This is a genomic window from Aminobacter anthyllidis (assembly GCF_018555685.1).
In the GTDB taxonomy this organism is placed as follows: Bacteria; Pseudomonadota; Alphaproteobacteria; order Rhizobiales; family Rhizobiaceae; genus Aminobacter; species Aminobacter anthyllidis.
In genome coordinates this window covers 451865-475100 of record NZ_JAFLWW010000006.1, presented here as the reverse complement: position 1 = coordinate 475100, position 23236 = coordinate 451865, and the positions used below count along the sequence as shown (strand labels likewise).

At 62.5% G+C, this 23236-nt stretch carries 24 protein-coding genes; 12 read left to right on the top strand and 12 right to left on the bottom strand.

Going from position 1 to position 23236, the window contains the following annotated elements:
- Positions 1-73: 73 nt before the first annotated feature.
- The 6 genes from J1C56_RS22500 to J1C56_RS22475 are packed head-to-tail and all read left to right on the top strand — an operon-like array spanning position 74 to position 5602.
- Complete coding sequence (locus tag J1C56_RS22500; RefSeq protein WP_214392279.1) at positions 74-1177, top strand: microcin C ABC transporter permease YejB; 1104 nt, start codon at positions 74-76, stop codon at positions 1175-1177.
- Positions 1177-2319 (top strand): ABC transporter permease, encoded by a 1143-nt coding sequence (locus J1C56_RS22495; protein ID WP_214392278.1) that lies wholly within the window; start codon positions 1177-1179, stop codon positions 2317-2319. Before J1C56_RS22500 ends, J1C56_RS22495 begins: the two co-directional genes overlap by 1 nt.
- A gap of 49 nt (positions 2320-2368) precedes the next feature.
- Positions 2369-2617, top strand: a complete 249-nt coding sequence (locus tag J1C56_RS22490; protein ID WP_214392277.1) for a type II toxin-antitoxin system VapB family antitoxin — start codon at positions 2369-2371, stop codon at positions 2615-2617.
- Positions 2614-3006 carry a type II toxin-antitoxin system VapC family toxin gene (locus J1C56_RS22485; protein ID WP_214392276.1) on the top strand — a complete coding sequence of 131 codons (393 nt, stop codon included), beginning with the start codon at positions 2614-2616 and terminating at the stop codon, positions 3004-3006. Before J1C56_RS22490 ends, J1C56_RS22485 begins: the two co-directional genes overlap by 4 nt.
- The gene (locus J1C56_RS22480) at positions 3003-4631 is read left to right on the top strand and encodes an ABC transporter ATP-binding protein (RefSeq protein ID WP_214392275.1); all 1629 of its coding nucleotides are present in this window, start codon (positions 3003-3005) and stop codon (positions 4629-4631) included. The genes J1C56_RS22485 and J1C56_RS22480 overlap by 4 nt, the downstream gene beginning before the upstream one ends.
- A gap of 20 nt (positions 4632-4651) precedes the next feature.
- A complete protein-coding gene (locus J1C56_RS22475) occupies positions 4652-5602 on the top strand; it encodes a 2-hydroxyacid dehydrogenase (RefSeq protein ID WP_214392274.1) in 951 nt (316 codons plus the stop codon).
- A gap of 499 nt (positions 5603-6101) precedes the next feature.
- Here the strand turns inward: J1C56_RS22475 and J1C56_RS22470 are convergent, their stop codons facing one another.
- From J1C56_RS22470 to J1C56_RS22460, 3 genes are all read right to left on the bottom strand, one after another.
- A complete protein-coding gene (locus tag J1C56_RS22470; RefSeq protein ID WP_214392273.1) occupies positions 6102-6962 on the bottom strand; it encodes a C40 family peptidase in 861 nt (286 codons plus the stop codon).
- Positions 6959-7309, bottom strand: a complete 351-nt coding sequence (locus tag J1C56_RS22465; RefSeq protein WP_184773291.1) for a MarR family winged helix-turn-helix transcriptional regulator — start codon at positions 7307-7309, stop codon at positions 6959-6961. The genes J1C56_RS22470 and J1C56_RS22465 overlap by 4 nt, the downstream gene beginning before the upstream one ends.
- A gap of 157 nt (positions 7310-7466) precedes the next feature.
- Positions 7467-8831, bottom strand: coding sequence for a leucyl aminopeptidase family protein (locus tag J1C56_RS22460; RefSeq protein WP_214392272.1), 1365 nt, complete (start codon positions 8829-8831; stop codon positions 7467-7469).
- Between the two features lie 134 nt (positions 8832-8965).
- Here J1C56_RS22460 and J1C56_RS22455 point away from each other — a divergent pair, with 134 nt between their 5' ends.
- A complete protein-coding gene (locus tag J1C56_RS22455) occupies positions 8966-9775 on the top strand; it encodes a tetratricopeptide repeat protein (protein ID WP_214392271.1) in 810 nt (269 codons plus the stop codon).
- 71 nt (positions 9776-9846) lie between these two features.
- Here the strand turns inward: J1C56_RS22455 and J1C56_RS22450 are convergent, their stop codons facing one another.
- The 9 genes from J1C56_RS22450 to J1C56_RS22410 form a co-directional block, all read right to left on the bottom strand.
- Entirely contained in the window at positions 9847-10863 is a 1017-nt protein-coding gene (locus tag J1C56_RS22450) for a type II secretion system F family protein (RefSeq protein WP_214392270.1), read from the bottom strand.
- Positions 10864-10867: 4 nt separating this feature from the next.
- Entirely contained in the window at positions 10868-11881 is a 1014-nt protein-coding gene (locus J1C56_RS22445; RefSeq protein WP_214392269.1) for a type II secretion system F family protein, read from the bottom strand.
- A gap of 28 nt (positions 11882-11909) precedes the next feature.
- Entirely contained in the window at positions 11910-13412 is a 1503-nt protein-coding gene (locus J1C56_RS22440) for a TadA family conjugal transfer-associated ATPase (protein ID WP_214392268.1), read from the bottom strand.
- Between the two features lie 29 nt (positions 13413-13441).
- Positions 13442-14725 (bottom strand): CpaE/TadZ family protein, encoded by a 1284-nt coding sequence (locus tag J1C56_RS22435; RefSeq protein WP_214392267.1) that lies wholly within the window; start codon positions 14723-14725, stop codon positions 13442-13444.
- A 19-nt stretch (positions 14726-14744) separates the two neighbouring features.
- Complete coding sequence (locus J1C56_RS22430) at positions 14745-15455, bottom strand: CpaD family pilus assembly protein (RefSeq protein WP_246591712.1); 711 nt, start codon at positions 15453-15455, stop codon at positions 14745-14747.
- A gap of 14 nt (positions 15456-15469) precedes the next feature.
- A complete protein-coding gene (locus J1C56_RS22425; protein ID WP_214392265.1) occupies positions 15470-16987 on the bottom strand; it encodes a type II and III secretion system protein family protein in 1518 nt (505 codons plus the stop codon).
- Positions 16984-17799, bottom strand: coding sequence for a Flp pilus assembly protein CpaB (gene cpaB, locus J1C56_RS22420; RefSeq protein ID WP_214392264.1), 816 nt, complete (start codon positions 17797-17799; stop codon positions 16984-16986). Before cpaB ends, J1C56_RS22425 begins: the two co-directional genes overlap by 4 nt.
- A gap of 131 nt (positions 17800-17930) precedes the next feature.
- On the bottom strand, positions 17931-18452 hold the full coding sequence (locus J1C56_RS22415; RefSeq protein WP_214392263.1) for an A24 family peptidase: 522 nt from the start codon (positions 18450-18452) through the stop codon (positions 17931-17933).
- Positions 18453-18616: 164 nt separating this feature from the next.
- The gene (locus J1C56_RS22410; RefSeq protein WP_214392262.1) at positions 18617-18793 is read right to left on the bottom strand and encodes a Flp family type IVb pilin; all 177 of its coding nucleotides are present in this window, start codon (positions 18791-18793) and stop codon (positions 18617-18619) included.
- 365 nt (positions 18794-19158) lie between these two features.
- Here J1C56_RS22410 and J1C56_RS22405 point away from each other — a divergent pair, with 365 nt between their 5' ends.
- From J1C56_RS22405 to mutM, 5 genes are all read left to right on the top strand, one after another.
- Positions 19159-19584: a pilus assembly protein N-terminal domain-containing protein gene (locus J1C56_RS22405; protein ID WP_246591710.1), complete on the top strand. Its 426-nt coding sequence runs from the start codon at positions 19159-19161 to the stop codon at positions 19582-19584.
- Between the two features lie 165 nt (positions 19585-19749).
- Positions 19750-20292 (top strand): TadE/TadG family type IV pilus assembly protein, encoded by a 543-nt coding sequence (locus J1C56_RS22400; protein ID WP_420797423.1) that lies wholly within the window; start codon positions 19750-19752, stop codon positions 20290-20292.
- A gap of 74 nt (positions 20293-20366) precedes the next feature.
- Entirely contained in the window at positions 20367-20963 is a 597-nt protein-coding gene (locus J1C56_RS22395) for a TadE/TadG family type IV pilus assembly protein (protein ID WP_246591708.1), read from the top strand.
- 109 nt (positions 20964-21072) lie between these two features.
- On the top strand, positions 21073-22311 hold the full coding sequence (locus J1C56_RS22390; RefSeq protein ID WP_214392259.1) for a phosphopentomutase: 1239 nt from the start codon (positions 21073-21075) through the stop codon (positions 22309-22311).
- Positions 22304-23194, top strand: a complete 891-nt coding sequence (gene mutM, locus J1C56_RS22385) for a bifunctional DNA-formamidopyrimidine glycosylase/DNA-(apurinic or apyrimidinic site) lyase (RefSeq protein ID WP_214392258.1) — start codon at positions 22304-22306, stop codon at positions 23192-23194. The genes J1C56_RS22390 and mutM overlap by 8 nt, the downstream gene beginning before the upstream one ends.
- Positions 23195-23236 lie beyond the last annotated feature (42 nt).

Below are 23236 nucleotides of genomic sequence, written 5' to 3'. Positions count from 1 at the left end.
TCGACCGTTCTCTACCCCCGCCCCGCTCCGCTTCGCGGATCGACCCTCCCCACAAGGGGGAGGGTAAACACTGATGGGCTCCTATATCCTCCGCCGCATCCTTTTGATGATCCCGACCCTGTTCGGCATCATGGCGATCTCGTTTGCCGTCATCCAGTTCGCGCCGGGAGGGCCTGTCGAGCAGGTCATCGCCAAGCTGACAGGCCAGGGCGGCGACGCCGGCGACCGGCTGTCCGGCGGCGGGAGCGAAATCGGCGGCAACAGTCTCGATCCGGCGGGCGGCGAAGGCTCGTCCAAATATCGCGGCGCCCAGGGGCTCGACCCTGAGTTCATCGCCAAGCTGGAGAAGCAGTTCGGCTTCGACAAGCCGCCGCTCGAACGCTTCTTCATGATGCTGTGGAACTACATCCGCTTCGATTTCGGTGACAGCTACTTCCGCGACGTCTCGGTGCTGGACCTGATCCTCGAGAAGATGCCGGTATCGATCTCGCTCGGCATCTGGATCACGCTTTTGTCCTACCTGATCTCGATCCCGCTCGGCATCCGCAAGGCGGTCAAGGACGGATCTACCTTCGACATCTGGACCAGCGGCGTCATCATCATCGGCTACGCCATCCCGGCCTTCCTGTTCGCCATCCTGCTGATGGTGCTGTTTGCCGGCGGCTCGTTCTTCGACTGGTTCCCGCTGCGCGGGCTGACCTCGGAGAATTTCGACCAGCTGTCGCTCGGCGGCAAGGCGCTCGACTATCTCTGGCACCTCGCATTGCCGCTGACCGCGCTGGTTCTGTCGGCCTTTGCCACCACGACGCTTCTGACCAAGAATTCGTTCCTCGACGAAATCCGCAAGCAGTATGTCGTCACCGCCCGCGCCAAGGGGCTTTCACAGCGCCAGGTGCTCTATGGCCACGTCTTCCGCAACGCCATGCTGATCGTCATCGCCGGCTTTCCCGGCGCCTTCATCTCGGCCTTCTTCACCGGCTCGCTGTTGATCGAGAACATCTTCTCGCTCGACGGACTCGGCCTGCTCGGCTTCCGCTCGGTGCTCGAACGCGACTATCCGGTGGTCTTCGCCAACCTCTTCATCTTCTCGCTGATGGGGCTGTTCGTCGGCCTGATCTCGGACCTGATCTACACCTGGATCGACCCACGCATCGACTTCGAGCGGAGGGACGTCTGATGTCGGCCATTGACACCGTTGCCGCGCCGGTCAAGCGGCCCTGGCTCTCGCCGATCAACAAGCGGCGCTGGCTGAGCTTCAAGGCCAACCGCCGCGGTTACTGGTCGTTGTGGATCTTCCTGGTGCTGTTCGTGCTGTCGCTGTTTTCCGAACTGATCGCCAACGACAAGCCGCTCCTGATCCGCTTCAAGGGCGAGTTCTATTCGCCGATCATCAGCAACTATGAAGAAAGCACGTTCCTCGGCGAGGACGGCTTCCTGCCGGTTACCGACTACCGCATCTCGGTGGTGCAGGAGGCGATATCGGCAAATGGCTGGGCGATCTGGCCGCCGATCCGCTATTCCTACCGGACCACCAACAACGAGATTCCCGAGGCGGCACCCGCCAAGCCGTCGTGGATGTATGCCAAGGACGTGCGCTGCCAGCGCTATCCCCTTGGCGTCGACGATCCCAATTGCAACGTCGGCAACTGGAACTGGCTCGGCACCGACGACCAGGCCCGCGATGTGCTCGCCCGTGTCATCTACGGCTTCCGCATCTCCGTCCTGTTCGGCCTGATCCTGACCGCGGGCTCGGCGCTGATCGGCGTGACGGCTGGCGCGATGCAGGGCTATTTCGGCGGCTGGACCGACCTTCTGTTCCAGCGCTTCATCGAAATCTGGTCGGCGATCCCGGTGCTCTATTTGCTGCTGATCGTCGCTGCCATCCTGCCGCCTGGCTTCTTCATCCTGCTCGGGCTGATGCTGCTGTTCTCCTGGGTAGCGCTGGTCGGCGTGGTGCGGGCCGAGTTCCTGCGCGCCCGCAACTTCGAGTACGTCAACGCGGCCCGCGCGCTCGGCGTGCCCAACCGCACGATCATCTTCCGCCACCTCTTGCCCAACGCGATGGTGGCGACGCTGACCTTCCTGCCCTTCATCCTCAACAGCTCGATCTCGACGCTGACCTCGCTCGACTTCCTCGGCTTCGGCCTGCCGCCCGGCTCCGCCTCGCTCGGCGAACTGCTCAAGCAGGGCCAGCGCAACCTCAACGCGCCATGGCTCGGCCTCTCCGGTTTCGTGGTGATCTCGCTGATGCTGTCGCTGCTGATCTTCGTCGGCGAAGCCACCCGCGACGCCTTCGACCCAAGGAAGACGTTCAAGTGAGCTTGGAACCATGGTATAATTTCTTATGTTTTCTACCATGGAGCGGAACATGGGCATGAACATCAAGAGTGAGAAGGCACAAAGGCTCGCGCGACAGTTGGCCGATGCAACGCAGCAGAGCATGACCGCCGCCATAGAACAGGCCCTGGAAGCTGAACTCAAAAGGCTTGAAATCAATGATGACCTTGCGATCCGCAAGGCGCGCATCAAGGAAATATTGAAACGTTCCGGCCCGACACCTCCCGGTGTCACAAGCGATCATTCCGATTTGTACGACGATGACGGTTTGCCGGCATGATCGTTGATGCATCGGCAATTCTAGCGATCTTATTGGAGGAGTCCGATGGCGACGCGATGGAAGACAAGCTTCTTTCACCTCGCCAACGCCATGCGATGTCGCCTGTCAACTACCTTGAAGCCGCTGTTAAGGCGGATGGCTTGAAGGACACCAGGAAAGGCGCGGAGCTAAACAATCTGCTTGCCGATTTTGACATCGAGATTGTGCCGATCACGCCTGAACAGGCACTTCTCGCCCGCGAGGCCTACCAGAAATTCGGCAAGGGCAACCACCCGGCCACGCTCAACCTCGGCGACTGCTTCGCCTATGCGCTTGCCAAGGCCCGCCAGCAGCCACTTCTCTTCAAAGGCGACGACTTTCGCATGACAGACATCGAGGCCGCCATTTGACCGTCCCTCTCCTTTCCGTCCAGGACCTGTCGGTCGCCTTCAGCCAGGGCGGCGCAACCACGATTGCCGTCGACCATATCTCCTTCGACATCGCCAAGGGCGAGACGGTGGCGCTTGTCGGCGAGAGCGGCTCGGGCAAGTCGGTCACGGCGCTGTCTGTGCTCAAGCTCCTGCCCTACCCGCCGGCAAGCCACCCCTCGGGGCGGATGATGTTCGGCGGCCAGGACCTGCTCGCGCTCGACGAAAACGCATTGCGCAAGGTGCGCGGCAACAAGATCACCATGATCTTCCAGGAGCCGATGACCTCGCTCAACCCGCTGCACACGATCGAGCACCAGATCGTCGAGGTGCTGTCGCTGCATCAGGGCATGCGCGACAAGCAGGCGCGTGCCCGCACGCTCGAACTGCTCGAAGAGGTTGGCATCCGCGAGCCCAAGAAGCGGCTCGACGCCTATCCGCACCAGCTCTCCGGCGGCCAGCGCCAGCGCGTGATGATCGCCATGGCGCTCGCCAACGAGCCGGAGCTTCTGATCGCCGACGAGCCGACGACCGCGCTCGACGTGACGGTCCAGGCGCAGATCCTCGAATTGCTTGCCGAGCTCAAATCCCGCAAGGGCATGTCGATGCTGTTCATCACGCATGACCTCGGCATCGTCAGGCGCATCGCCGACCGGGTCTGCGTGATGACCAAGGGCCAGATCGTCGAGACCGGGCCGACGAAAGAGATCTTCGCCAACCCGCAGCACAGCTATACGCGCCACCTGCTCGCCGCCGAGCCGAAAGGCAAGCCACCTGCGGCCGACGCCTCGGCCAAGACGGTGATGTCGGGCTCGGACGTTAAGGTGTGGTTCCCGATCAAGCAGGGCTTCTTCCGCAAGACCGTCGACCATGTGAAGGCCGTCGACGGCATCGACGTTGCCGTGCGGGCGGGCCAGACCGTCGGCGTCGTCGGCGAATCCGGCTCCGGCAAGACGACGCTGGGGCTGGCGCTGACCCGCATGATCTCGTCGCAAGGCCGGATTGACTTCGACGGCCGCGAGATCGACAAGTTCAGCTTCAGCGCCATGCGGCCGCTGAGGCGCGAGATGCAGATCGTCTTCCAGGACCCGTTCGGGTCGCTCAGCCCGCGCATGTCGGTGGCCGACATCATCGAAGAGGGCCTCAAGATCCACGAGCCCAGTCTCAAGGCAGCCGAACGCGACCAGAAGGTTGTCGACGTGCTGCGCGAGGTCGGCCTCGATCCCGAGACGCGCTTCCGCTACCCGCACGAGTTCTCTGGCGGGCAGCGCCAGCGCGTCGCCATCGCGCGCGCCATGGTGCTGAAGCCGCGCTTCGTCATGCTCGACGAGCCGACTTCGGCACTCGACATGAGCGTACAGGCGCAGGTTGTCGACCTGCTGCGCTCCCTGCAGGCCAAGCACGACCTCGCCTATCTGTTCATCAGCCACGACCTCAAGGTGGTGCGTGCGCTCGCCAACGACGTCATCGTCATGCGCAACGGCAAGGTGGTGGAGGCCGGGCCGTCAGAACAGATTTTCGAGCGCCCGCAAACGGACTACACTCGGGCGCTGATCTCGGCGGCGTTCAGGATCGAAACCGCGCCGACCGGCGTGGTCAGCGAGTAGCAGGACTTCAAGGGAAGAGCATGTCGACCAAGGGCAAGGGAAAGATCCTTCTTTCGATCACCGGCTTCAACCCGCAACGCTGGTACGAACTTCTGTCGGCGGAGCGTGAGGTGGTGCTCGAACCAGACGGGGCGGCCGACCCTTCGATCGACTATGCCGTGGTGTGGAAGCAGAAGCCGGGCACGCTGGCCAAGCTGCCGAACCTCAAGGCGATCTTCTCGATCGGTGCCGGCGTCGACCACGTCTTTGCAGATCCCGGCCTGCCCGACGTGCCGATCGTGCGTGTCGTCGCCGACAATCTCAGCCAGCACATGAGCGAATATGTGCTGTGGCGAGTGCTCGACCATCACCGCCAGGGCCAGCTCTACCGCGCCCAGCAAACCAAGAAGGCCTGGCACGAACCGCCGCAGCGGCCGGCCGAGGACATCTCGGTCGGCATCATGGGCATGGGCAATCTCGGCCGCGCCGCAGCCGACGTGCTCAAGGCGGTCGGCTTCCGCATCAATGGCTGGAGCCGCCGGCCGCAGGAAGTCGCGGGCGTTACCACCTTCAGCGGCGAAGCCGGGCTGGTGCCGTTCCTCAACGCGACCGATATTCTCGTCGTGCTGCTGCCGCTGACGGAGACGACCAAGGGCATCATCAATTACGGCCTGCTCAAGGAGCTACGCCGGCGCAACGGCCTCGGCGGAGCGGTGCTGATCAATGCGGGACGCGGCAGGCTGCAGCGCGACGCCGACATCTTGCGCGCGCTCGACGACGGCACGCTGAAGGAAGCCAGCCTCGACGTCTTCGAGGTCGAGCCGCTGCCCAAGACCAGCCCGATGTGGAACCACCCCAAGGTGTTCGTCACCCCGCACGCGGCGGCAACCTCCGATCCGGCGCATCTTGTGGCCCCCATGCTCAGCCAGATGGCCGCCTTCGAACGCGGCGAGCCGCTGGAGAATGTGGTCGACCGCAACGCGGGGTATTGAGGGACGTTTCTTCGGGGGCGCCGCAAGTCGCGCGTGTCATTCCGGGCGAGCGCAGACCTAGGCCCCCATTGATGAGCGCGGCTGGGGTCCCGGCCGTGCTTGACGATGGTCCAGTCAATGGGTCCGGGTGGCGCAGAAAAATGGGGACGGCTATCCACGCAAGATGGTGACAGGTGCCGCTGCCTGAGAAAGCCAATCTCGTCGATCGCGTTTCTTCGCACCCCCCTCTGGCCTGCCGGCCATCTCCCCCACAAGGAGGGAGATCACGCCTTCATCGGCGCCCCGCCCAATCGTAAGTGTCAGAGGCGTGGTCGTTGCGACTTCTCAGGATATGCGCCGCCGGCGACGCGATTAATCTCCCTCCTTGTGGGGGAGATGGCCGGCAGGCCAGAGGGGGGTGCGAAGGATCGCGGCCGAGATAATCTGCGGGATCCGTCGCGTAACAAAATTCGCGATCGTGGAGAAATTCTCCACGATCGTATCGCCTGAAGCTGCCCGCTTACGGTCGCCTGAAACTCGTCGGCCCGCCATAGAGGTAGCCGATGCGGTCGATGGCGTCGCGGAGGCCCTCGCGGGCAACGGTCATGGTGTGGCCGTTGGCGTGGATCATCATCTCGGCATCGGTCATGATGGCGACGTGACCTTTCCAGAAGACGAGGTCGCCGCGCTGGAGCCGCGAAAAATCGGCGCCCGCATCGACAGGCGATCCGAGCGAGGCTTCCTGCATGTCGGAATCGCGCAGCACGTTGCGCCCGGTCATGCGCATCGACAACTGGACGAGGCCCGAACAATCGATGCCGAAGGCGCTGGAGCCGCCCCAGAGATAGGGCGTGTCGATCAGCCGTTCCGCTACCGAGACGAAGTCTTCGGCCTCGGTATCAAGTGGTGCCAGATGCTGGGTGACAAGCGCTTCACCCGACGCCAGCAATCCGTAGCGCGTGCCGCGCGTTTCGGCGAAGCCGGTGACCGCGACCTGCGAGCCAATCGACAGCTGGCCGCTGCGCGGGAGCTTCATATCAGGGCCGGGATAGACGAAGGTGCGCAAGGCGGTGACGACATGGGTCGGTTCAGCACCGCGCGGTGCGAGGTCGCCCGCCGAGACATAGCCGACATAGCCGTCGCGCCCGGCCTGTAGCCAGGCAAAGCCATCGGTATCGTCGAAGACCACAACCTCGTCGCCGTAAAGCAACTGGGTGTTGAGACCGGCATCGGGACGCGGCGCCTTGCGGACATCGGCAACAGCCGCGGTAATGCGCGCGGGACGACCGGAGACAAAGCGCTCGGCCGTGACCTCGCCTTGAAGGCGGGCATCGGCGAGATCGGGACGGAAGGCGTGAAGGCGGCTGTCGCGGGCGGTCAAATCGGAAGCTCCATGGCTTTGGCAATGATAGCATCGCCCAAACGCTCGACATAGAGCGCGCCTTCAACCGTGCGCCGGATCAGCACGTTGCGCTTGTCGCTCTCGTCGCGGTGGCGCGACACCAGCTTGAGCGCGCCCATGGTGTCGAGCGCGCGGGTGATGACCGGCTTGCTGACGCCGAGGCGGGCCGCAAGCGCGCGCACCGTATGCGGCGGCGGGTCGAGATAGATGGTGAGCAGGATCGCCATCTGGCGCAGCGTCAGGTCGGGCGCGTCGTCACGCACCTCGGACAGGGAAAACTGCTGCAGCAGCCTCAGCGACTGGCTCGGACGCAATGCGATCGGCATGACGCCAGCATCCACGCTAATTGTTTCGCTTCCGTTTCATTCAAGAGAGAATTTGCGGCGGGGGTGAGGCGGGGTCGCACTATCTGCCCAGCTCGCGCCGCCCCTCATCCGGCTGCCGGCACCTTCTCCCCGTCAACGGGGAGAAGGGACAAGACCGTCAACCAAATCGCGCCGAAATCACCTTTTCCAACGCCCGGATGGCCTGGGCTTCGCCGCCGGTGGGGCCATGCGGGCGATCGCTCGGGTTCCAGGCGAAGATGTCGAAATGCGCCCAGCCTGATGTCTTCTCAACGAAGCGCTTGAGGAACAGGGCGGCGGTGATCGAGCCGGCGAAGCCGTCCGTGGTGACGTTGTTCATGTCGGCGATCTTCGACGCAAGCTTCGAGTCATAGGGCTTCCACAAAGGCATGCGCCAGATCGGGTCCTCGACGGCTAGCGACGCAGCAGCCAGTTCGGCGGCGAGCACTTCGTCGTCGGTGTAGAAAGGCGGTAGGTCGGGGCCGAGCGCCACGCGCGCCGCCCCGGTCAGTGTTGCCATGTCGATCAGCATCTCCGGCTGTTCGTCATCGGCAAGGGCGAGCGCATCGGCCAGCACCAGCCGTCCCTCGGCATCGGTGTTGCCGATCTCGACTGATATGCCCTTGCGGCTCTGCAGCACGTCGCCGGGCCGGAAAGCGTTGGCCGAGATCGAATTCTCGACCGCCGGGATGAGCACGCGCAGCCTGACGTTGAGCCTTGCCGCCATGATCATCGAGGCGAGGCCGAGAACGTTGGCGGCACCGCCCATGTCCTTCTTCATCAACAGCATGCTTGAGGCCGGCTTGATGTCGAGGCCGCCGGTGTCGAAGCACACACCCTTGCCGACAAGCGTGATCCTGGGTGCGTCCTGCGCGCCCCAGGTCAGGTCGATGAGGCGCGGCGCATCGTCGGACGCGCGGCCGACGGCATGGATCATCGGGAAATTGTGCTTGAGCAGGTCGTCGCCAAGCGTGACCCTGACCTCGGCACCGTGAACCCCGGCAAGCTTGCGGACCGCTGCTTCGAGCGCCGATGGCCCCATGTCGTTTGTCGGCGTGTTGACGAGATCGCGAACGAGGAACACCGACTCGACGATGCTGTTCAGCCTGGTAGCGTCGACGCCGCCAGGCACGGCGAGGCCAAGCTCCCTGCCCGGCTTCTTGCCGTAGCGGGTGAAGGCATAGCCGCCGAGAGCGGCGCCAAGGGCTGCCAGTTCGGGCTGCGCCGGGGCGCTGGCGAAATGCCAGTTGCCTGCGGGCAGGTTGCGCGCGAGTGCGCCGAAGGCGAGCCCGCTGTCGCCCTGGCCAGTGCCGAACAACGCGCCCGCCAAGCTGCCGTCCGCTCCAGGGATCGCCAGCACCTTGCCGGCCTCGCCGGCGAAATCGTTGGCATTGGCCCAGGCCAGGACATCGGCGGAGAGCCCGGCACTTTCGAGACCGCCCTTGGCGACGAGGTGGATCGGCAGTGCGTCGGAGGGCTTTTGCTCGAACAGTTCGACCGGCATATCGTCTTCCTTCAGTCTCGGATGGAACGGCGTTTCAGCACGTTCTTAACCATCCGTTAGGGTTAACAGAATATTTCTCCAAGGCGGGGAATGGCCTGTGAACGGCCACGCGAACGAATGGAGACCCGTCGCCGATGTTGACCAATCGCTCGATGAACGCAACGGGAAAACACCTCGCCAAAGCGGCATTGCTGACGCTGCTGATGGCCAGCGTCGCCGGCTGCGGCGCCGCCAAGATGACCACCGGCTCGATCGGCCGCGGCAAAGCTGTCGACACCATGTCGACAGGCGCCATCGGCGGCTCCGTCGACCATATCGGCCGCGCCTATGCCAGCGATCCCAACAACAAGCCGGTGGCGCTGCAATACGCATCGGCGCTGCAGGTCAAGGGCCAGACCGACCAGTCGCTGGCGGTGATGCGCAAGCTTGCCATCGGCTATCCCAAGGATCGCGACGTGCTTGCAGCCTATGGCAAGGCACTCGCCGCTTCGGGGCAGTTCCAGCCGGCACTCGACGCCGTGCGCCGCGCCCAGACACCTGAATATCCCGACTGGAAGCTGGTGTCGGCGGAAGCGGCGATCCTCGACCAGCTCGGCCAGACCCAGGATGCGCGCGGCCTCTATCGCAAGGCGCTCGACCTCAAGCCGAACGAGCCGACGATCCTGTCCAATCTGGGCATGTCCTATGTGCTCGAAGGCGACCTGAAGTCGGCCGAGACCTATCTTCGTTCCGCTGCCTCGCAGCCCGGCGCCGACAGCCGCGTGCGCCAGAACCTGGCGCTGGCGGTCGGCCTCCAGGGCCGCTTCGACGAGGCCGAGCAGATCGCCAGCCAGGAGCTTTCGCCCGAACAGGCGCAGGCCAATGTCAGCTATCTCAGGAGCATGCTGACCCAGCAGAATGCCTGGAACCAGATCAAGGCCGACGACAAGGCGAAGAAGAACTGACCAACCCATCTGCCAAAAAATAAAAAAAGCCGCGTCGTGACGCGGCTTTTTTGTACGTGCTGGATCGAAGTCTACTCGCTGCTCGACTGCTGCTTGTCGCCCATGATGCCGCGCTCGCTGATCTGCATGCCGGCGGGCCCGAGAATGATGGCGAACAGCACCGGCAGGAAGAACAGGATCATCGGCACGGTAAGCTTGGGCGGCAGTGCGGCCGCCTTCTTTTCGGCCGCGTTCATGCGCATGTCGCGGCTTTCGGCTGCCAGAACGCGCAGGGCATGGGCAACCGGCGTTCCATAACGCTCGGCCTGGATGAGGGCCTGGGTGATGGACTTGACCGAATCGAGGCCGGTGCGGCCGGCCAGATTTTCATAGGCCTGGCGGCGTTCGGTGAGATAGGACAGCTCGGCATTGGTCAGCACGAACTCCTCGGCGAGATCGACGGACTGGGCGCCGATCTCGTCGGCGACCTTGCGCAGGGCGGCCTCGACTGACATGCCCGACTCGACGCAGATCAGCAGCAAATCCAGCGCATCCGGCCAGGCCGCCTGGATCGACTGCTTGCGCTTGGTGGCGCGGTTGTTGACGTAAAGCACAGGCGCGTAGAAGCCGGCATATGCCAGGACGATGCAGATAAAGACCTTCATCAAGAACGGCTTGTCGGCGACCCCACCAAGCACGAAGACATAGACGATGCCCAGCAGCAGGCCAACAAACGGCAGGACCAGGCGAAAGAACAGGAAACGTGTCAGCGGATTCTGGCCGCGAAAGCCGGCGATCTTGAGCTTGTTGAGTGTCGCTTCGTCGACGAGCGCGCGGCGCAGATCGAGCCGCTCGACGATGTTGCGCATGCCGACCGACTGCTGTTCGCGCAGGCCCTTGTGGCGACGGTCGGCTTCAGCGGCAAGGCGAATGCGCTGCTTGGCACGCAACTCGTCGCGTTCCAGAGCTACAGCCTTCATGCGCCCCTTGAGCGGATTGCCGTTTAGCGAGGGCAGTACCGTGAACACGGTGGCAAAGACCGCGATGGCAACGAGCAGCGCGATGAGGAAGGAGGGATCGGTAAGCGATTTGACAACCTGGTCCGTCATCGGCCTAGACCTCGAAATTCATCATCTTGCGCATCACGAAAATGCCGATCGCCATCCACACGCCGGAGATGCCAAGGATGAGGTGGCCAGTGCTCGTGACAAACAGCGGCATGATGTAGTTCGGACTTGAGAAAAAGACGAGTATGGCGACGATGACCGGCAAAGATCCGATGATCCAAGCCGACGCTTTCGCTTCCATCGACAGCGCCTGAACCTTGGCCTTCATCTTCTTGCGGTCGCGCAACACCCGCGACAGGTTGCCGAGCGCTTCGGAAAGATTGCCGCCAGCCTGGCTCTGAATCTGGATGACGATACCGAAGAAGCCCGCCTCGGGGCATGGCATCGTCTCGGTCATGCGCAAGGCGGCTTCGGGGATCGAAACGCCAACCTGCTGGGCTTCGACGAGGCGACGGAATTCCCCGCGAACCGGTTCGGGCGATTCCGAAGCGATGAGACGGATGCCGTCGTTGAGCGGCAGGCCGGATTTCACCGCGCGCACGATGATGTCGAGCGCATTGGGAAACTCTTCGAGGAACTGCTTGACGCGGCGGCCGCGGCGAAAGGAGACGAACCACCTGGGCAAACCAATGCCACCGGCAAGCAATGCGCCAGGCAACAGGATCAGCGGCGCGCCCAGCAGATAGGCCAGCAGCGTGACCACGACACCGCAGATCGCCGAATAGACGTAGAACCGCTCGATCGTGACCAGCATGCCCGCCTGGCGAATCTGGACGCGCAGCGGCGGCTTCTTGATATTGCGATCCTTGGCTTTCTGCTTTTCCTCAAGTTCCTTGATCGTGTCCTGGACCGATTTGCGCCGCTTGGCGACCTCGGCGACACGGTCGCGCGAAGCCTTGACCACCGACCGGTCCGAGTCGGTCTGCCTGACGGTAGCCAGACGACGATCGGTATTGGCCTGGGTCTCGATACGGTTGAACAGAAATGCATAAGCCACCGCGCCGGCGCTAAGACCGGCAAGGGCGATGAAGATCAGCATCATGGCGTCGAGGCCGAACATGGCGCGTCAGATCCTCATCTTATGCATGTCAGTCAGATGCCTTTTCCATGGCTTCGAGAGCAGTCGCGAGGCGCGCCTCCTCACCATAGTACTTCGCGCGATCCCAGAAATGCGGCCGTCCGATACCGGTGGAGACATGCTGGCCAATCAGCCGACCATTCTGGTCCTCGCCCTTGATGTTGTAGAGCACCAGATCCTGGGTGATGATAACGTCGCCTTCCATGCCGATCACCTCGGTGATGTGGGTGATGCGGCGCGAACCGTCACGCAGACGCGCTGCCTGGATGATGACATCGACAGAGCCGACAACGATCTCGCGCACGGTCTTTTGCGGCAGCGAATACCCACCCATGGCGATCATCGCTTCGATACGGTTGAGGCATTCGCGCGGGCTGTTGGAGTGGATGGTGCCCATCGAGCCGTCATGGCCGGTGTTCATCGCCTGGAGCAGATCGAAGACCTCTGGTCCGCGCACTTCGCCGACGATGATGCGCTCGGGACGCATGCGCAGGCAGTTCTTGACGAGGTCGCGCATCGTCACCTCGCCCTCGCCTTCTAGGTTGGGCGGGCGCGTTTCGAGACGGACGACATGCGGCTGCTGCAGTTGCAGTTCGGCAGAGTCCTCGCAGGTGATGACGCGCTCGTCGCGGTCGATGTAGTTGGTCAGGCAATTGAGCAGCGTCGTCTTGCCCGAGCCGGTACCGCCGGAGATGATGATGTTGCAGCGGACACGCCCGATGATCTTCAGCACATCGGCGCCATGCTGCGAGATCGCGCCAAACTTGACGAGCTGGTCTAGCGTCAGCTTGTCCTTCTTGAACTTGCGGATGGTGAGAGCGGCGCCATCGATCGACAGCGGCGGCGCAATGACGTTGACGCGGGAGCCGTCGGGCAGGCGCGCATCGCAGATCGGGGAGGATTCGTCGACCCGGCGGCCGACCTGGCTGACGATACGCTGGCAGATGTTGAGCAACTGCTGATTGTCGCGGAAGCGGATGCCGGTCTGCTCCACCTTGCCGTTGACTTCGATGTAGACGTGCTTGGCGCCGTTGACCATGATGTCGGCGATGTCGTCGCGCGCCAGCAAAGGCTCGAGCGGGCCGTAGCCCAGCACGTCGTTGCAGATGTCCTCAAGCAGCTCTTCCTGCTCGGAGATCGACATCGCGAAGTTCTTGATCGCGATGATGTCGTTGACGATGTCGCGGATTTCCTCGCGCGCGCTGTCAGGGTCGAGCTTGGCGAGCTGCGACAGATCGATGGTGTCGATCAGCGCCGAAAACACCTGGCTCTTGGTGTCGTAGTAGCTTTCGCTGCGCTCGCGCTGCGCCTTGCGTGGCTCGGGCGCAAAGGAAGGCGACGACTCGAAGGTGCGGCGCGGTGCGGCTGCCGGCGCGGACGGCGAAGGTGTCGCCGGGCGCGGGGCAACCAGTGTGTCGCCGGCCTGTGGCGCTGCGGGCGGTGGCGTTGTTGCGAGCGGGCGGAACCCCGGCGTGGGGCGATTACCGTCGTCGTTGCCTCTCCTGCCAAACATGATCGACTAACACCTCCGCCGCATTGGCATCACTTCTTGCGGGCTTTCAGCCGATTGAGAATTCCACCGAGCGCGGACGCCTTCCTGGCCTTGGCCTCGGACCTACCGGTCAGAACATGGGCGATCTCGTTGATCGTCTGGACGACCGCGTTCTTGGCATCCATCTCGCCAAGCATGCGTCCATTGTTGGCGGCATTGCCGAACAGCAGCGGGTCGAACGGGATGATCGCCAACGGCGTGATCCCGAGCGGCTCGGAGAAGTCCTTGGCAGTGATTTCGGGGCGCTTGGGCACACCAGCCTGATTGAGGATCAGCCGCGGCGGCGGATCGTTGGGCCGAAGCCGCTTCAGCATGTCGACCATGTTCTTGGTGTTGCGCAGGTTTGCCAGCTCCGGCGTGGCGGTGATGACCACTTCATCGGCACGGAGCAGCGTGTTCTTGCTCCAGCCGCTCCAGATATGGGGAACATCGAGCACAAGCATCGGCGAGCTGCGCTGCGCCGTATCGATGATCAACGTGAACGCCTCGGCATCAAAGTCGTAGACGCGCTCCAGTGTCGACGGTGCCGCAAGCAGGGACAGGTGTTCGGCGCACTGCGCCAGCAAGCGGTCAAGATAGACCTCGTCGACACGTTCGGGCGCGAATACCGCCTCGGCGATACCTTGAGCGGGGTCCTGGTCGAAGTTGATATTGGCGGTGCCGAAAGCCAGATCAAGGTCGGCGACGATAACCTCCGACTTGAACAGGCTCGACATCGCCCAAGCAACATTGTGGGCGATGGTGGACGAACCCACGCCGCCCTTGGCGCCGACGAAGGCAATCGAGCGGCCGATCGGTTCGGCGTCGGGATCGACGAAAATCGAGGAGATGACGCTGACGACGTCGGCGGTCGATACGGGCGCCACGACATATTCCGAGATGCCCGTGCGGATCAGCTCGCGGTAGAGCGCGACATCGTTGTAGTGGCCGATGACCACGACCTTGGAACTCGGGTCGCAATGTTCAGACAGCCTATGCAGCGTCTCGAGCAGGCTCTTGGGTTCGCCGCGCGATTCGATGATGATCAGGTTGGGCGTTGGGGCGCCGCTGTAGACTTCGATGGCCGTTTCGATGCCGCCCATATGGACCTGGAGATGGGCCTTGGCCATGCGGCGGTCCTCGCCGGCGCGGCCGATCGGCCCAGCGACACTGTCGGTCTCGCAGAACGCCTGGATCGAAATGCGCGGCACGGGTCTCAATGTCTGCATGACATCAAGGTCCTGCTGCGACAGCTCGGCACCATCGGGCGGGGAATCGTAGGCGAGATTGCTCATGTCGGACTGCCCCTACCCATCAATAGAACGTTTCCGGATTCCAAACGGCCGGCGGCTTTCGATACTGATCGATCACCACATTACGATTCTCGGCATCGATCTCTGTCTGCTTGCGCGGCCCGAGCAGGTCAGCCGGGTTGGCAATCTGTGCGGCGAGATTGTTCTGATAGGAGCAGCCGAAATTGGCGTAGTGTTTGTTGTCGGTGGTATTGGCGATGTCTTCGGGCCAGCTGCCACAACGGCCGGTCTGTGCCCGCATCGCCGAATATGTAGCGCGGATCGGCGAAGACGCTTCGGGATATTCCGCCTGATAGCTGGTGATGGCGATACGATTCTTCGGAACGCCCGCCTTCATCGCGATGTTCATCAGACCGCGCGCCGCATGTGTGGCCGCGACATCGTTGGCTCCGCCTGATGGCGCCATGATCGTCAGCGCGGGCGCTGCTTGGCGATCGTAATTCTGCAGGAACCCTTCGAAGGTTACCTTCTGCCCCTTGGTAATGCCACGATCGCTCGCACCAACAGGGATGTCGATGGTCTGGTTCTTTTCGGCAATCACGATCGGATGATTGGTACGGTAGTCATCGGGGATCGAACCGACCGTGACGCTGTCGCGGTTGGCGCAGCCGGCCAAGAGGGCAACTGCGGCAACGGCAAGTAGCGGACGGAAAATGCGCGACCTCTTCAACCGGTTGCGGTCGGCGCTGCGCGTGACGATTGCCTGAGACATGCCCCTACCCCCGCTCATTTGTAGATGAAGCCGACGACGCCGTGGTAACGGCCCATAGGCTTGTCGGTTTTCATGGTGCCGTAGACACGGTTGACTCGGCCAAGGAACATGCCGGCGCCATCGCTGGCGGCGTTGAAATTGTCATCTGGCTTGGCGAGTTCGTTGCGCGCGACCGGACGGGTCAGGTAGGGCGTGACCAGGATGACCAGCTCGGTTTCGTTGCGTACGAAGTCGCGGCTGCGGAACAGGGTACCAAGCACCGGAATCTTGGACAGGCCAGGCATGCCGTTGACGGCCTGCCTGACATCGTCGCGGACCAGGCCGGCGATCATCATCGAGCCGCCAGAGGGCAGTTCGACCGTCGTGTCTGCCAAGCGCTTACGAATGGAAAGAAGATTAGTGCCCGGAAGCTTGCCCCCCGCTTCAAGCTGCACAGACCCTTCAGTAGTCGGTTCGGAGACCTGCGTGCGAACTTTGAGGCTGATACGGCCGGGAGACAGTACCACCGGCTGAAACTCAAGTCCGATCCCGTATTCCAGCTTTTCGATGTCGTAGATGACTTCGCCAGTGTCCGCATCGATTTTGCGGCCGCTTACAAGATTGAATTCTCCACCCACCTTAAAGGTGGCCTGCTGGCCCGAGACAGCCGTCAATGTCGGCTCGGCCAGCGTCTTCATGACACCAGCCTGCTCCATGGCGTTGACATAGGCCTTGAGCATGTCGGTACCGACCGAGAAGCCGCCTGACGACAGCGGCTTGCCGAGACCGAAAGAATTCTCTCCGATAGCTCCCCAGCTGATGCCATTGGCGTTGCCGCCCGCGATCAAATTGACGCCAAGCTGCTTCATGACAGTACGGCTGACTTCAGCCACCGTGACCTTCAATGTCACCTGATCATCGCCCATGATCTGGAGCAGGTTGACGATCTTGCTCTTCTGGCGCGTCTGGTCGGGGTTGTTGATGTCGACGCCGCCGTTTTCGGATCCACCAGTAGCGGTTTGCGAGTACTGTCCCGTCGTCGCCTCACCGCCGGTGACGAAGATCGTCGCCAGGTCGACCGCGCGCTTGGCATCGAGCGGGGTGTCGACGGTGCCGGTCAGCACGACGTTGTCGTTCAGCAACTCGACCTTGATGTCGGCGCCGGGAATGAAGCGCTTGATGTAGTCCTCGAGGCCGGCGACGTCGCGCTCGACAGCGAGATCGAGGCTGACGATCTGCTCGCCATTGGGGCCAAAGACGAAGATGTTGGTTTCACCCACTGCCTTGCCGAACAGGTAGATGCGCCGCGCCGTGCGGGTGACGGCATCGGCGACTGTCGGGTTGGCGACAAGGATGTCATAGGCGTCGCTCGGCAGGTCGATGACCACCGACTTGTTGAGCCCGAGCTTGACACGCTGGATGTTGGCGGTGCTCGAACTGACCTGTGCCCGTGAAGCGGCGGAGACCGGGGCGAGATCGGGAACGACAGCCCCTGCGGCCAAAATGGCGAGAGCAGCGGTGGCAGTCGCCAGGAAGCTGACGCAGGATCTCATTTCCTTGCTCCCGATTCAGAAATCTCACCGGATTTGATGAGCCGCACGGTGCCGCGCTTGCCGGAACCCGAAACCAGATAGTCGGCTTCGGCGAGGTTCTTTTCCTGTGTATCGGCGACAGAGCGCAGTGCCAGCGTCAGCCTGTCGGCCATCTGTTGCGCCACGGTGATGATCTCGGCCTGCTGGGGCGTAAGTTCGAGCGTCGCCGTTTCGCCCACCTTGACCTTCTTGCCTTCCTCGTCTTCCTGAATGGCCTGGTCGATGGCCAGCACCCGGATGTTGCTGAGGATGGTTTCGGTGGTGAAGCCGCCGCCGGACTTCGACGCATCGGCCCGTCGCGTCATGATGACGTCGACATAGTCGTTGGGCAGGATGAAACCACCGGCTGACGTGTCGGCGGAGATGGTGGTGGCTACCGCGCGCATTCCGGCCGGCAGGACGGCGGACATGAAACTCTGGCCTTCGCCGATCAGCTTGGATTTGCGCAGCGGCTCGCCGCTGTACATGGCGAGGCGAGCTACCGAGGCCTTGAATTTCTCAAGCGCTTCGGGCTCGGCATTTCGCGTAATGAAATTGGGGTTGACGCCGTCGCTGGGCCAAGGCTGCCAGGCGATGTTGTTTTCGACGGCACCGCCCATCGGCACGTCGCCGGTCAACACCAGGACATCTGTCAGGGCAATCTGTGGCTGCTGCGGGCCGGATTCGACAATGACCTCGGCCGGCGGCGGTGCCGACATGTTCTTTGCGACGAAGCCGGCGCCGCCTGCGGCAGCGACCGCCACGCCCAGTATCATCAGTCGCGATGCAGCCATTTGTCCGAAACCTCGCCCTGGCACCCCATCAAGCCAAGCCGGACTTTGCATAGGCAATCGTCAACTTATGGTTAATGTAGTCCTTACGAGCGTGATTAATTGTTTCTTACGCGGGCCTGCTGGTCATGCAGCTATTGGGCTGCCAGGCGCTCGACCGCCCAGACCACCAGCGGCGACGCGGGAAATGTGACAAGCCCGCCAAGGCCGAGCGCGATACCGTAAGGCACGCCGTCCGCATCCTTGGAAAAATTCCTGAGAAACATGTTCTGCCCGGTGATGTGAGACAGTGCGGAGCTGCGGAAATACAGGATCGCAAGCGTCAACAGGCCACCAAGGACCGCCGAGGTGAGAAGATACTGCATCAACGGCATTCCGAACCCCATCCAGACCCCGGTAGCCGCGATCAGCTTGGCGTCACCCCCGCCCATCCCGCCAAACGCGAACAACGCGAAGGTGACAGCCAACAACAGGACACCAGCGGCCAGATGTATGCCGATATCCGTCCAGGCCATACCGGTCAGCGGAGCGACCACGAGGAATACGCCGAGCAGCAGCAACGGCACCCGATTGGCGATGGTCATCGACAAGGTATCGGAGACAGCCGAAAACACCATGCAGAAAGGAAAAACGACAAAGATCAGCGCTTCTAGCATCGCCACGCGTCCAAGTTAGGTTCTCGACTCAGCATACGACAGCTGAATTAAGCTTGAATGAAGTTCTGTCGAAGGTAGACGTTCTACAAATGCAAAAAGGCCACTCGTGAGTGGCCTTTCGCTTACCCTGCCGAAACTACATCGACGTGGGCGTCAATCCATGATCACGGCGCCGGTGCTATCAGTGCGTCTCTGATTTCTTCAAATCGAGTGTTAAGGTTGGTGCCAACCGCGCCGGCAGAGACGATGATTGCGAGCGCGATAAGGGTGGCGATCAGACCGTATTCGATAGCGGTCGCGCCGGACTCGTCCTTCACAAAACGTGCGATGAGGTTAGACATTGAAAGCTCCTTGCTCCGTGTTACAGCACTTCCGCCAACATTTCTTTGTCGTCGATCGGATGACTGCAACCTAGCGGGGAGCTCTTTCAATCGACTTAAGAAATAGCCTTACCGAATCCTTTCGCCGTGACTTGGCCCCGTGTGGTTAATCGCAGACTAAGCAGAACCGGACAAATGTCGGCGATGCAGCCGTGCCGGAACTGCGGATTTTCGTGGCAGCTGCACAGGCATTCGAACGAGCCAACACAGCGTCACTTTCGCCCCAAGGTTGTCCAGGTACGGCGCTTAACCGTTGGTTCACCAAAGTCGTTCATCTTCCATTGAACAGTTGACCGACACCGACAGCCGCCGAGGGGGCGCCTATCATGGCCAAGCCAAACCTTTATGTCCTGGGAGCCTGCACCTGGCTGGCATCGTTCGCCACTGCGACGCATGTATATGCAGGCGCGGGCATCGAAGTGACGATGAACCAGGCCAAAATCGTGCGGCTCACCCGCCCGGCCGACACTATCGTGGTCGGCAACTCGGCGATCGCCGACGCTGCGATACAGGATGCCTCGACCATCGTGCTCACCGGCAAGGGTTTTGGCGTCACCAACCTCGTCGTGCTCGATGCCGACGGAAGCCCGATCGTCGACGAGCAGGTGACCGTCATCCGCCACGATGCCTCGTCCGTCCGTATCTACCGGCGTTCGGAGGTCCAGACGCTTTCATGCACGCCCTATTGCGAGAGCTCCTACAAGAGCGACGCAGAGCGGATGTCCGAGAGCGAAATGAACGCCAGCCAATAGGTTGGCGTTTGAACCTGCCAGCTATGGTTAGCGGCCAGTAAACCGGGTCCGCGCAATTTTCCGGATCATTCAAACCGGACTTCAACAGCTTTCCCTTATACGTCGACGCGAACCACAAGAAGCGGTCGGGACATGAGCGCAGCAGCGGTTGCAGAAAGCAATGACGTGAACGGAACCAAGCCAAGCTTCCTTGCCCGGTTCATGCGTAACCAGAGCGGCAGTACGGCGATCGAGTTCGCCGTACTGGCGATCCCGTTCTCGTTGCTGGTCTTTGCCATTCTGGAAAGCTGCATTGCCTTCGCCGGCCAGCAGGTATTGGCCAACGCCGCCGACGAAGTCGCCCGGCAGCTGCGCACCGGTCAAGTCAGGGCGGCCGCCATTACGAAGGTCGCGCTGGAAAAGATGATCTGCGACAAGCTGGAGGTCCTTGTTGCCAAGGGTTGCCCCGAACTGGTCGTCGATCTGCGCAGCTATCCGACTTTTGCCGATGCGGCAAAGGTCAAGGTCAAGCTGACCAGCGACAAAGATATCGACACGACGGGCTTCGCTGTCACCCCGGGACCGTCGATGTCCAAGAACATGCTGCAGGTTTTTTATAGATGGCCTGTCATCACCGACTTCATGCGGGCGTCGATGTCGAACCTCAAGGACGGCAAGACTTTGCAATACGCGACCGTTACCTGGCAGAACGAACCGTTTAACGACTGAGTGGACCGATCGGCTTCGAAAGCCGTGGCATGGGAAGAAGGGGCAACATGTCTTTCTGCGCGGGAGCACGATCCATGCTGGAGCGCTGGCAGTCTTGCACGCGCGCGCTGGTCGGCGATAAACGCGGTGTTGCCGCCATCGAATTCGCCATCATCGCGCCGCTGCTGTTGTCGCTCTACTTCGTGACAATGGAGGTTTCGCAAGGGATCGAGACCAACAAGAAGGTCAGCCGTGTCGGCTCGATGGTCGCCGACCTGGTCACCCAGCAGCAGACGATCAAAAAAAGCGAAATCGATGCGATCATGAAGATCGGCGAATCGATCCTGCAGCCCTACAATCGCAGCGTCGGCAAGATCGTGATCACCGCGATCGAGATCACCGACGAGGCGACGCCCAAAGTCAAGGTGGTGTGGTCGCGCAAGCTTGTAAATGGCGTGGCCTCTGTGGATGCACCAAAAGAGGCTCCCACGACCGTGCCTGCTGCACTAAAGATCAAGGGCACCTTCCTGATCCGCGTCAAAAGCGATCTCGAGTACAAGCCCGTCATCACCTGGGCGGCGGAGTCCAAGCCGGCTCTAGGCCTTGCTGCCGCATTCGACGGTATCTCGATGTCCGAGACCTATTACCTGCGCCCACGCATGAGCCAGTCGATACCCTGCTCCGACTGCTGAGCAGCCTCCCCTGTATGGCGCCCCTGTCAGCTGCCTTGCGGCGGGATAATTGCCAATGCCGGCGACTGATCCTATGTCTGGCAGACTGGCAACCGAGAACCCCTTGTAGATGGCGCGTGCATTCCTGTTCGTCCTGGATTCCTTCGGCATAGGCGGCGCGGCGGACGCCGCGCGCTTCGGTGACGTCGGATCGGATACCTTCGGGCATATCGCGAGCGCCTGCGCCGAAGGTCGTGGCGACCGCGAAGGCCTGCGCTCCGGCGCGCTTGACGTGCCCAACATGGCATCGCTCGGACTGGGCCGCGCGGCGAAAGTGGCAACCGGCTTCGAATTCGCCGGCGACAAGCCGCTACGCGCCGGTGCCTTTCATGGTGCTGCCCAGGAAATCTCGAGCGGCAAGGACACACCGTCCGGCCATTGGGAAATCGCCGCACTGCCGGTGACCTTCGATTGGGGCTATTTTCCGCAAGCAGTCCCGACCTTCCCAGCATCGCTGACCGCAGCCATCATCCGCGAAGGCAAGGTGCCAGGCATATTGGGCGACTGCCACGCCGGCGGCGTCGAGATCATCGAGCGCTTCGGCGAGGAGCACATCAGGACCGGCAAGCCGATCTGCTACACCTCGGTGGATTCGGTACTGCAGATCGCCGCGCATGAAGAACACTTCGGGCTGGAGCGGCTCTACGAGCTGTGCCAGGTCGTTCGCCGCCTCGTCGACCCGCTGAAGATCGGCAGGGTGATTGCCCGCCCCTTCCTGGGCGAGAACAAGGCGACGTTCCAGCGCACGCCCAACCGCCGCGACTATGCCACCCCGCCACCCGAGGCCACGCTGCTCGACCGGCTCACGACGCGCGGCAGCAAGGTCATCGGCATCGGCAAGATCGGTGACATTTTTGCCCATCGCGGCATCAGCGAAATCCGCAAGGGCGTCGGCAACATGGCGATGTTCGACAAGGCGCTCGGCGCCATGGACGATGCCCAGGACGGCGACCTTGTGTTCGCCAATTTCGTCGACTTCGACACCGAGTTCGGCCATCGCCGCGACGTGCCGGGCTATGCCGCAGCACTCGAAGCCTTCGACAGGCGCCTGCCGGAAGCATTCGCGCGGCTTAAGCCGGGCGACCTGCTCATCCTGACCGCCGACCACGGCAACGACCCGACCTGGCCCGGCACCGACCATACACGCGAGCGCATTCCGGTGATCGGCATCGCCCAGGGCTTTTCCGGCGGCGATATTGGGCTCAGGCCGACATTCGCCGACATCGGCGAGACGGTGGCCCAGCATCTCAGCCTGGCGCCCGGGCGCCACGGCACCTCCTTCCTCGAAACGATCGCCCCCCATGCCTGAATTGCCCGAAGTCGAAACCGTGCGGCGCGGACTGCAGCCGGTGCTCGAAGGCGCGCGCATCGAGCGCGTCGAGACCCGGCGGCCCAATCTGCGCTACCCCTTCCCCGAGCAGTTCGGCGAACGCCTTGCCGGCAGGAAGATCACCTCGCTTGGCCGCCGCGCCAAATATCTGATCGCCGACGTCGAGGACGCGCCGCTGCTGATCTGCCATCTCGGCATGTCCGGCTCGTTCCGCGTCGAAACCGACGACGACGCAGCCGCCCCTGGCAGCTTCCATCACGAGCGATCGAAGTCGGAAACCCACGATCACGTCGTCTTTCACGTCGCCGATGCCAAGGGCGTGCCGGCGCGCGTCGTCTTCAACGACCCCAGGCGGTTTGGCTTCATGCTGTTTGCCGAGCGCAACGGCACCGAGCATCCGATGCTGCAGGGCCTTGGCGTCGAGCCGACCGGCAATACGCTCGACGGCGAACTCCTGGCCCAGTTGTTCGCAGGCAAGAAGACACCGCTCAAGGCAGCTCTGCTCGACCAGCGGCTGATCGCAGGTCTTGGCAATATCTATGTCGCGGAAGCGCTGTGGCGCGCCGGGCTTTCGCCCACGCGTGCAGCCGGCACCATCTCCGGCACCGGCAAGGTCGCGCGGGAGCGGGCAACGCTGCTTGCAACGTCCGTGCGGGAAGTGATCGCCGATGCGATCGCCGCGGGCGGGTCTTCGCTGCGCGATTACGTCCACACCGACGGCTCGCTCGGCTACTTCCAACACTCCTTCTCGGTCTATGACCGCGAGGGCGAACCTTGCCCGCACAGCGGCTGTGCGGGCCATATCGAGCGTATCGTGCAGAGCGGGCGCTCAACCTTCTATTGCCGCCAGTGCCAGCGCTGAGCTAGAGCAAAGCCTCATTGGTGACGCTGCGAGAGAGGGAGA

Excerpts from the sequence above, each read along its gene's own strand:
- J1C56_RS22455 (WP_214392271.1), top strand. The coding sequence starts at position 8,966 with ATGTTGACCAATCGCTCGATGAACGCAACGGGAAAACACCTCGCCAAA.
- cpaB (WP_214392264.1), bottom strand. The coding sequence starts at position 17,799 with ATGGCTGCATCGCGACTGATGATACTGGGCGTGGCGGTCGCTGCCGCA.
- J1C56_RS22495 (WP_214392278.1), top strand. The coding sequence starts at position 1,177 with ATGTCGGCCATTGACACCGTTGCCGCGCCGGTCAAGCGGCCCTGGCTC.
- J1C56_RS22460 (WP_214392272.1), bottom strand. The coding sequence starts at position 8,831 with ATGCCGGTCGAACTGTTCGAGCAAAAGCCCTCCGACGCACTGCCGATC.
- J1C56_RS22500 (WP_214392279.1), top strand. The coding sequence starts at position 74 with ATGGGCTCCTATATCCTCCGCCGCATCCTTTTGATGATCCCGACCCTG.
- J1C56_RS22430 (WP_246591712.1), bottom strand. The coding sequence starts at position 15,455 with ATGTCTCAGGCAATCGTCACGCGCAGCGCCGACCGCAACCGGTTGAAG.
- J1C56_RS22475 (WP_214392274.1), top strand. The coding sequence starts at position 4,652 with ATGTCGACCAAGGGCAAGGGAAAGATCCTTCTTTCGATCACCGGCTTC.
- J1C56_RS22445 (WP_214392269.1), bottom strand. The coding sequence starts at position 11,881 with ATGTTCGGCCTCGACGCCATGATGCTGATCTTCATCGCCCTTGCCGGT.
- J1C56_RS22490 (WP_214392277.1), top strand. The coding sequence starts at position 2,369 with ATGGGCATGAACATCAAGAGTGAGAAGGCACAAAGGCTCGCGCGACAG.
- J1C56_RS22435 (WP_214392267.1), bottom strand. The coding sequence starts at position 14,725 with ATGAGCAATCTCGCCTACGATTCCCCGCCCGATGGTGCCGAGCTGTCG.
- J1C56_RS22410 (WP_214392262.1), bottom strand. The coding sequence starts at position 18,793 with ATGTCTAACCTCATCGCACGTTTTGTGAAGGACGAGTCCGGCGCGACC.
- J1C56_RS22415 (WP_214392263.1), bottom strand. The coding sequence starts at position 18,452 with ATGCTAGAAGCGCTGATCTTTGTCGTTTTTCCTTTCTGCATGGTGTTT.
- J1C56_RS22465 (WP_184773291.1), bottom strand. The coding sequence starts at position 7,309 with ATGCCGATCGCATTGCGTCCGAGCCAGTCGCTGAGGCTGCTGCAGCAG.
- mutM (WP_214392258.1), top strand. The coding sequence starts at position 22,304 with ATGCCTGAATTGCCCGAAGTCGAAACCGTGCGGCGCGGACTGCAGCCG.
- J1C56_RS22440 (WP_214392268.1), bottom strand. The coding sequence starts at position 13,412 with ATGTTTGGCAGGAGAGGCAACGACGACGGTAATCGCCCCACGCCGGGG.
- J1C56_RS22450 (WP_214392270.1), bottom strand. The coding sequence starts at position 10,863 with ATGACGGACCAGGTTGTCAAATCGCTTACCGATCCCTCCTTCCTCATC.
- J1C56_RS22485 (WP_214392276.1), top strand. The coding sequence starts at position 2,614 with ATGATCGTTGATGCATCGGCAATTCTAGCGATCTTATTGGAGGAGTCC.
- J1C56_RS22405 (WP_246591710.1), top strand. The coding sequence starts at position 19,159 with ATGGCCAAGCCAAACCTTTATGTCCTGGGAGCCTGCACCTGGCTGGCA.
- J1C56_RS22390 (WP_214392259.1), top strand. The coding sequence starts at position 21,073 with ATGGCGCGTGCATTCCTGTTCGTCCTGGATTCCTTCGGCATAGGCGGC.
- J1C56_RS22395 (WP_246591708.1), top strand. The coding sequence starts at position 20,367 with ATGCTGGAGCGCTGGCAGTCTTGCACGCGCGCGCTGGTCGGCGATAAA.
- J1C56_RS22425 (WP_214392265.1), bottom strand. The coding sequence starts at position 16,987 with ATGAGATCCTGCGTCAGCTTCCTGGCGACTGCCACCGCTGCTCTCGCC.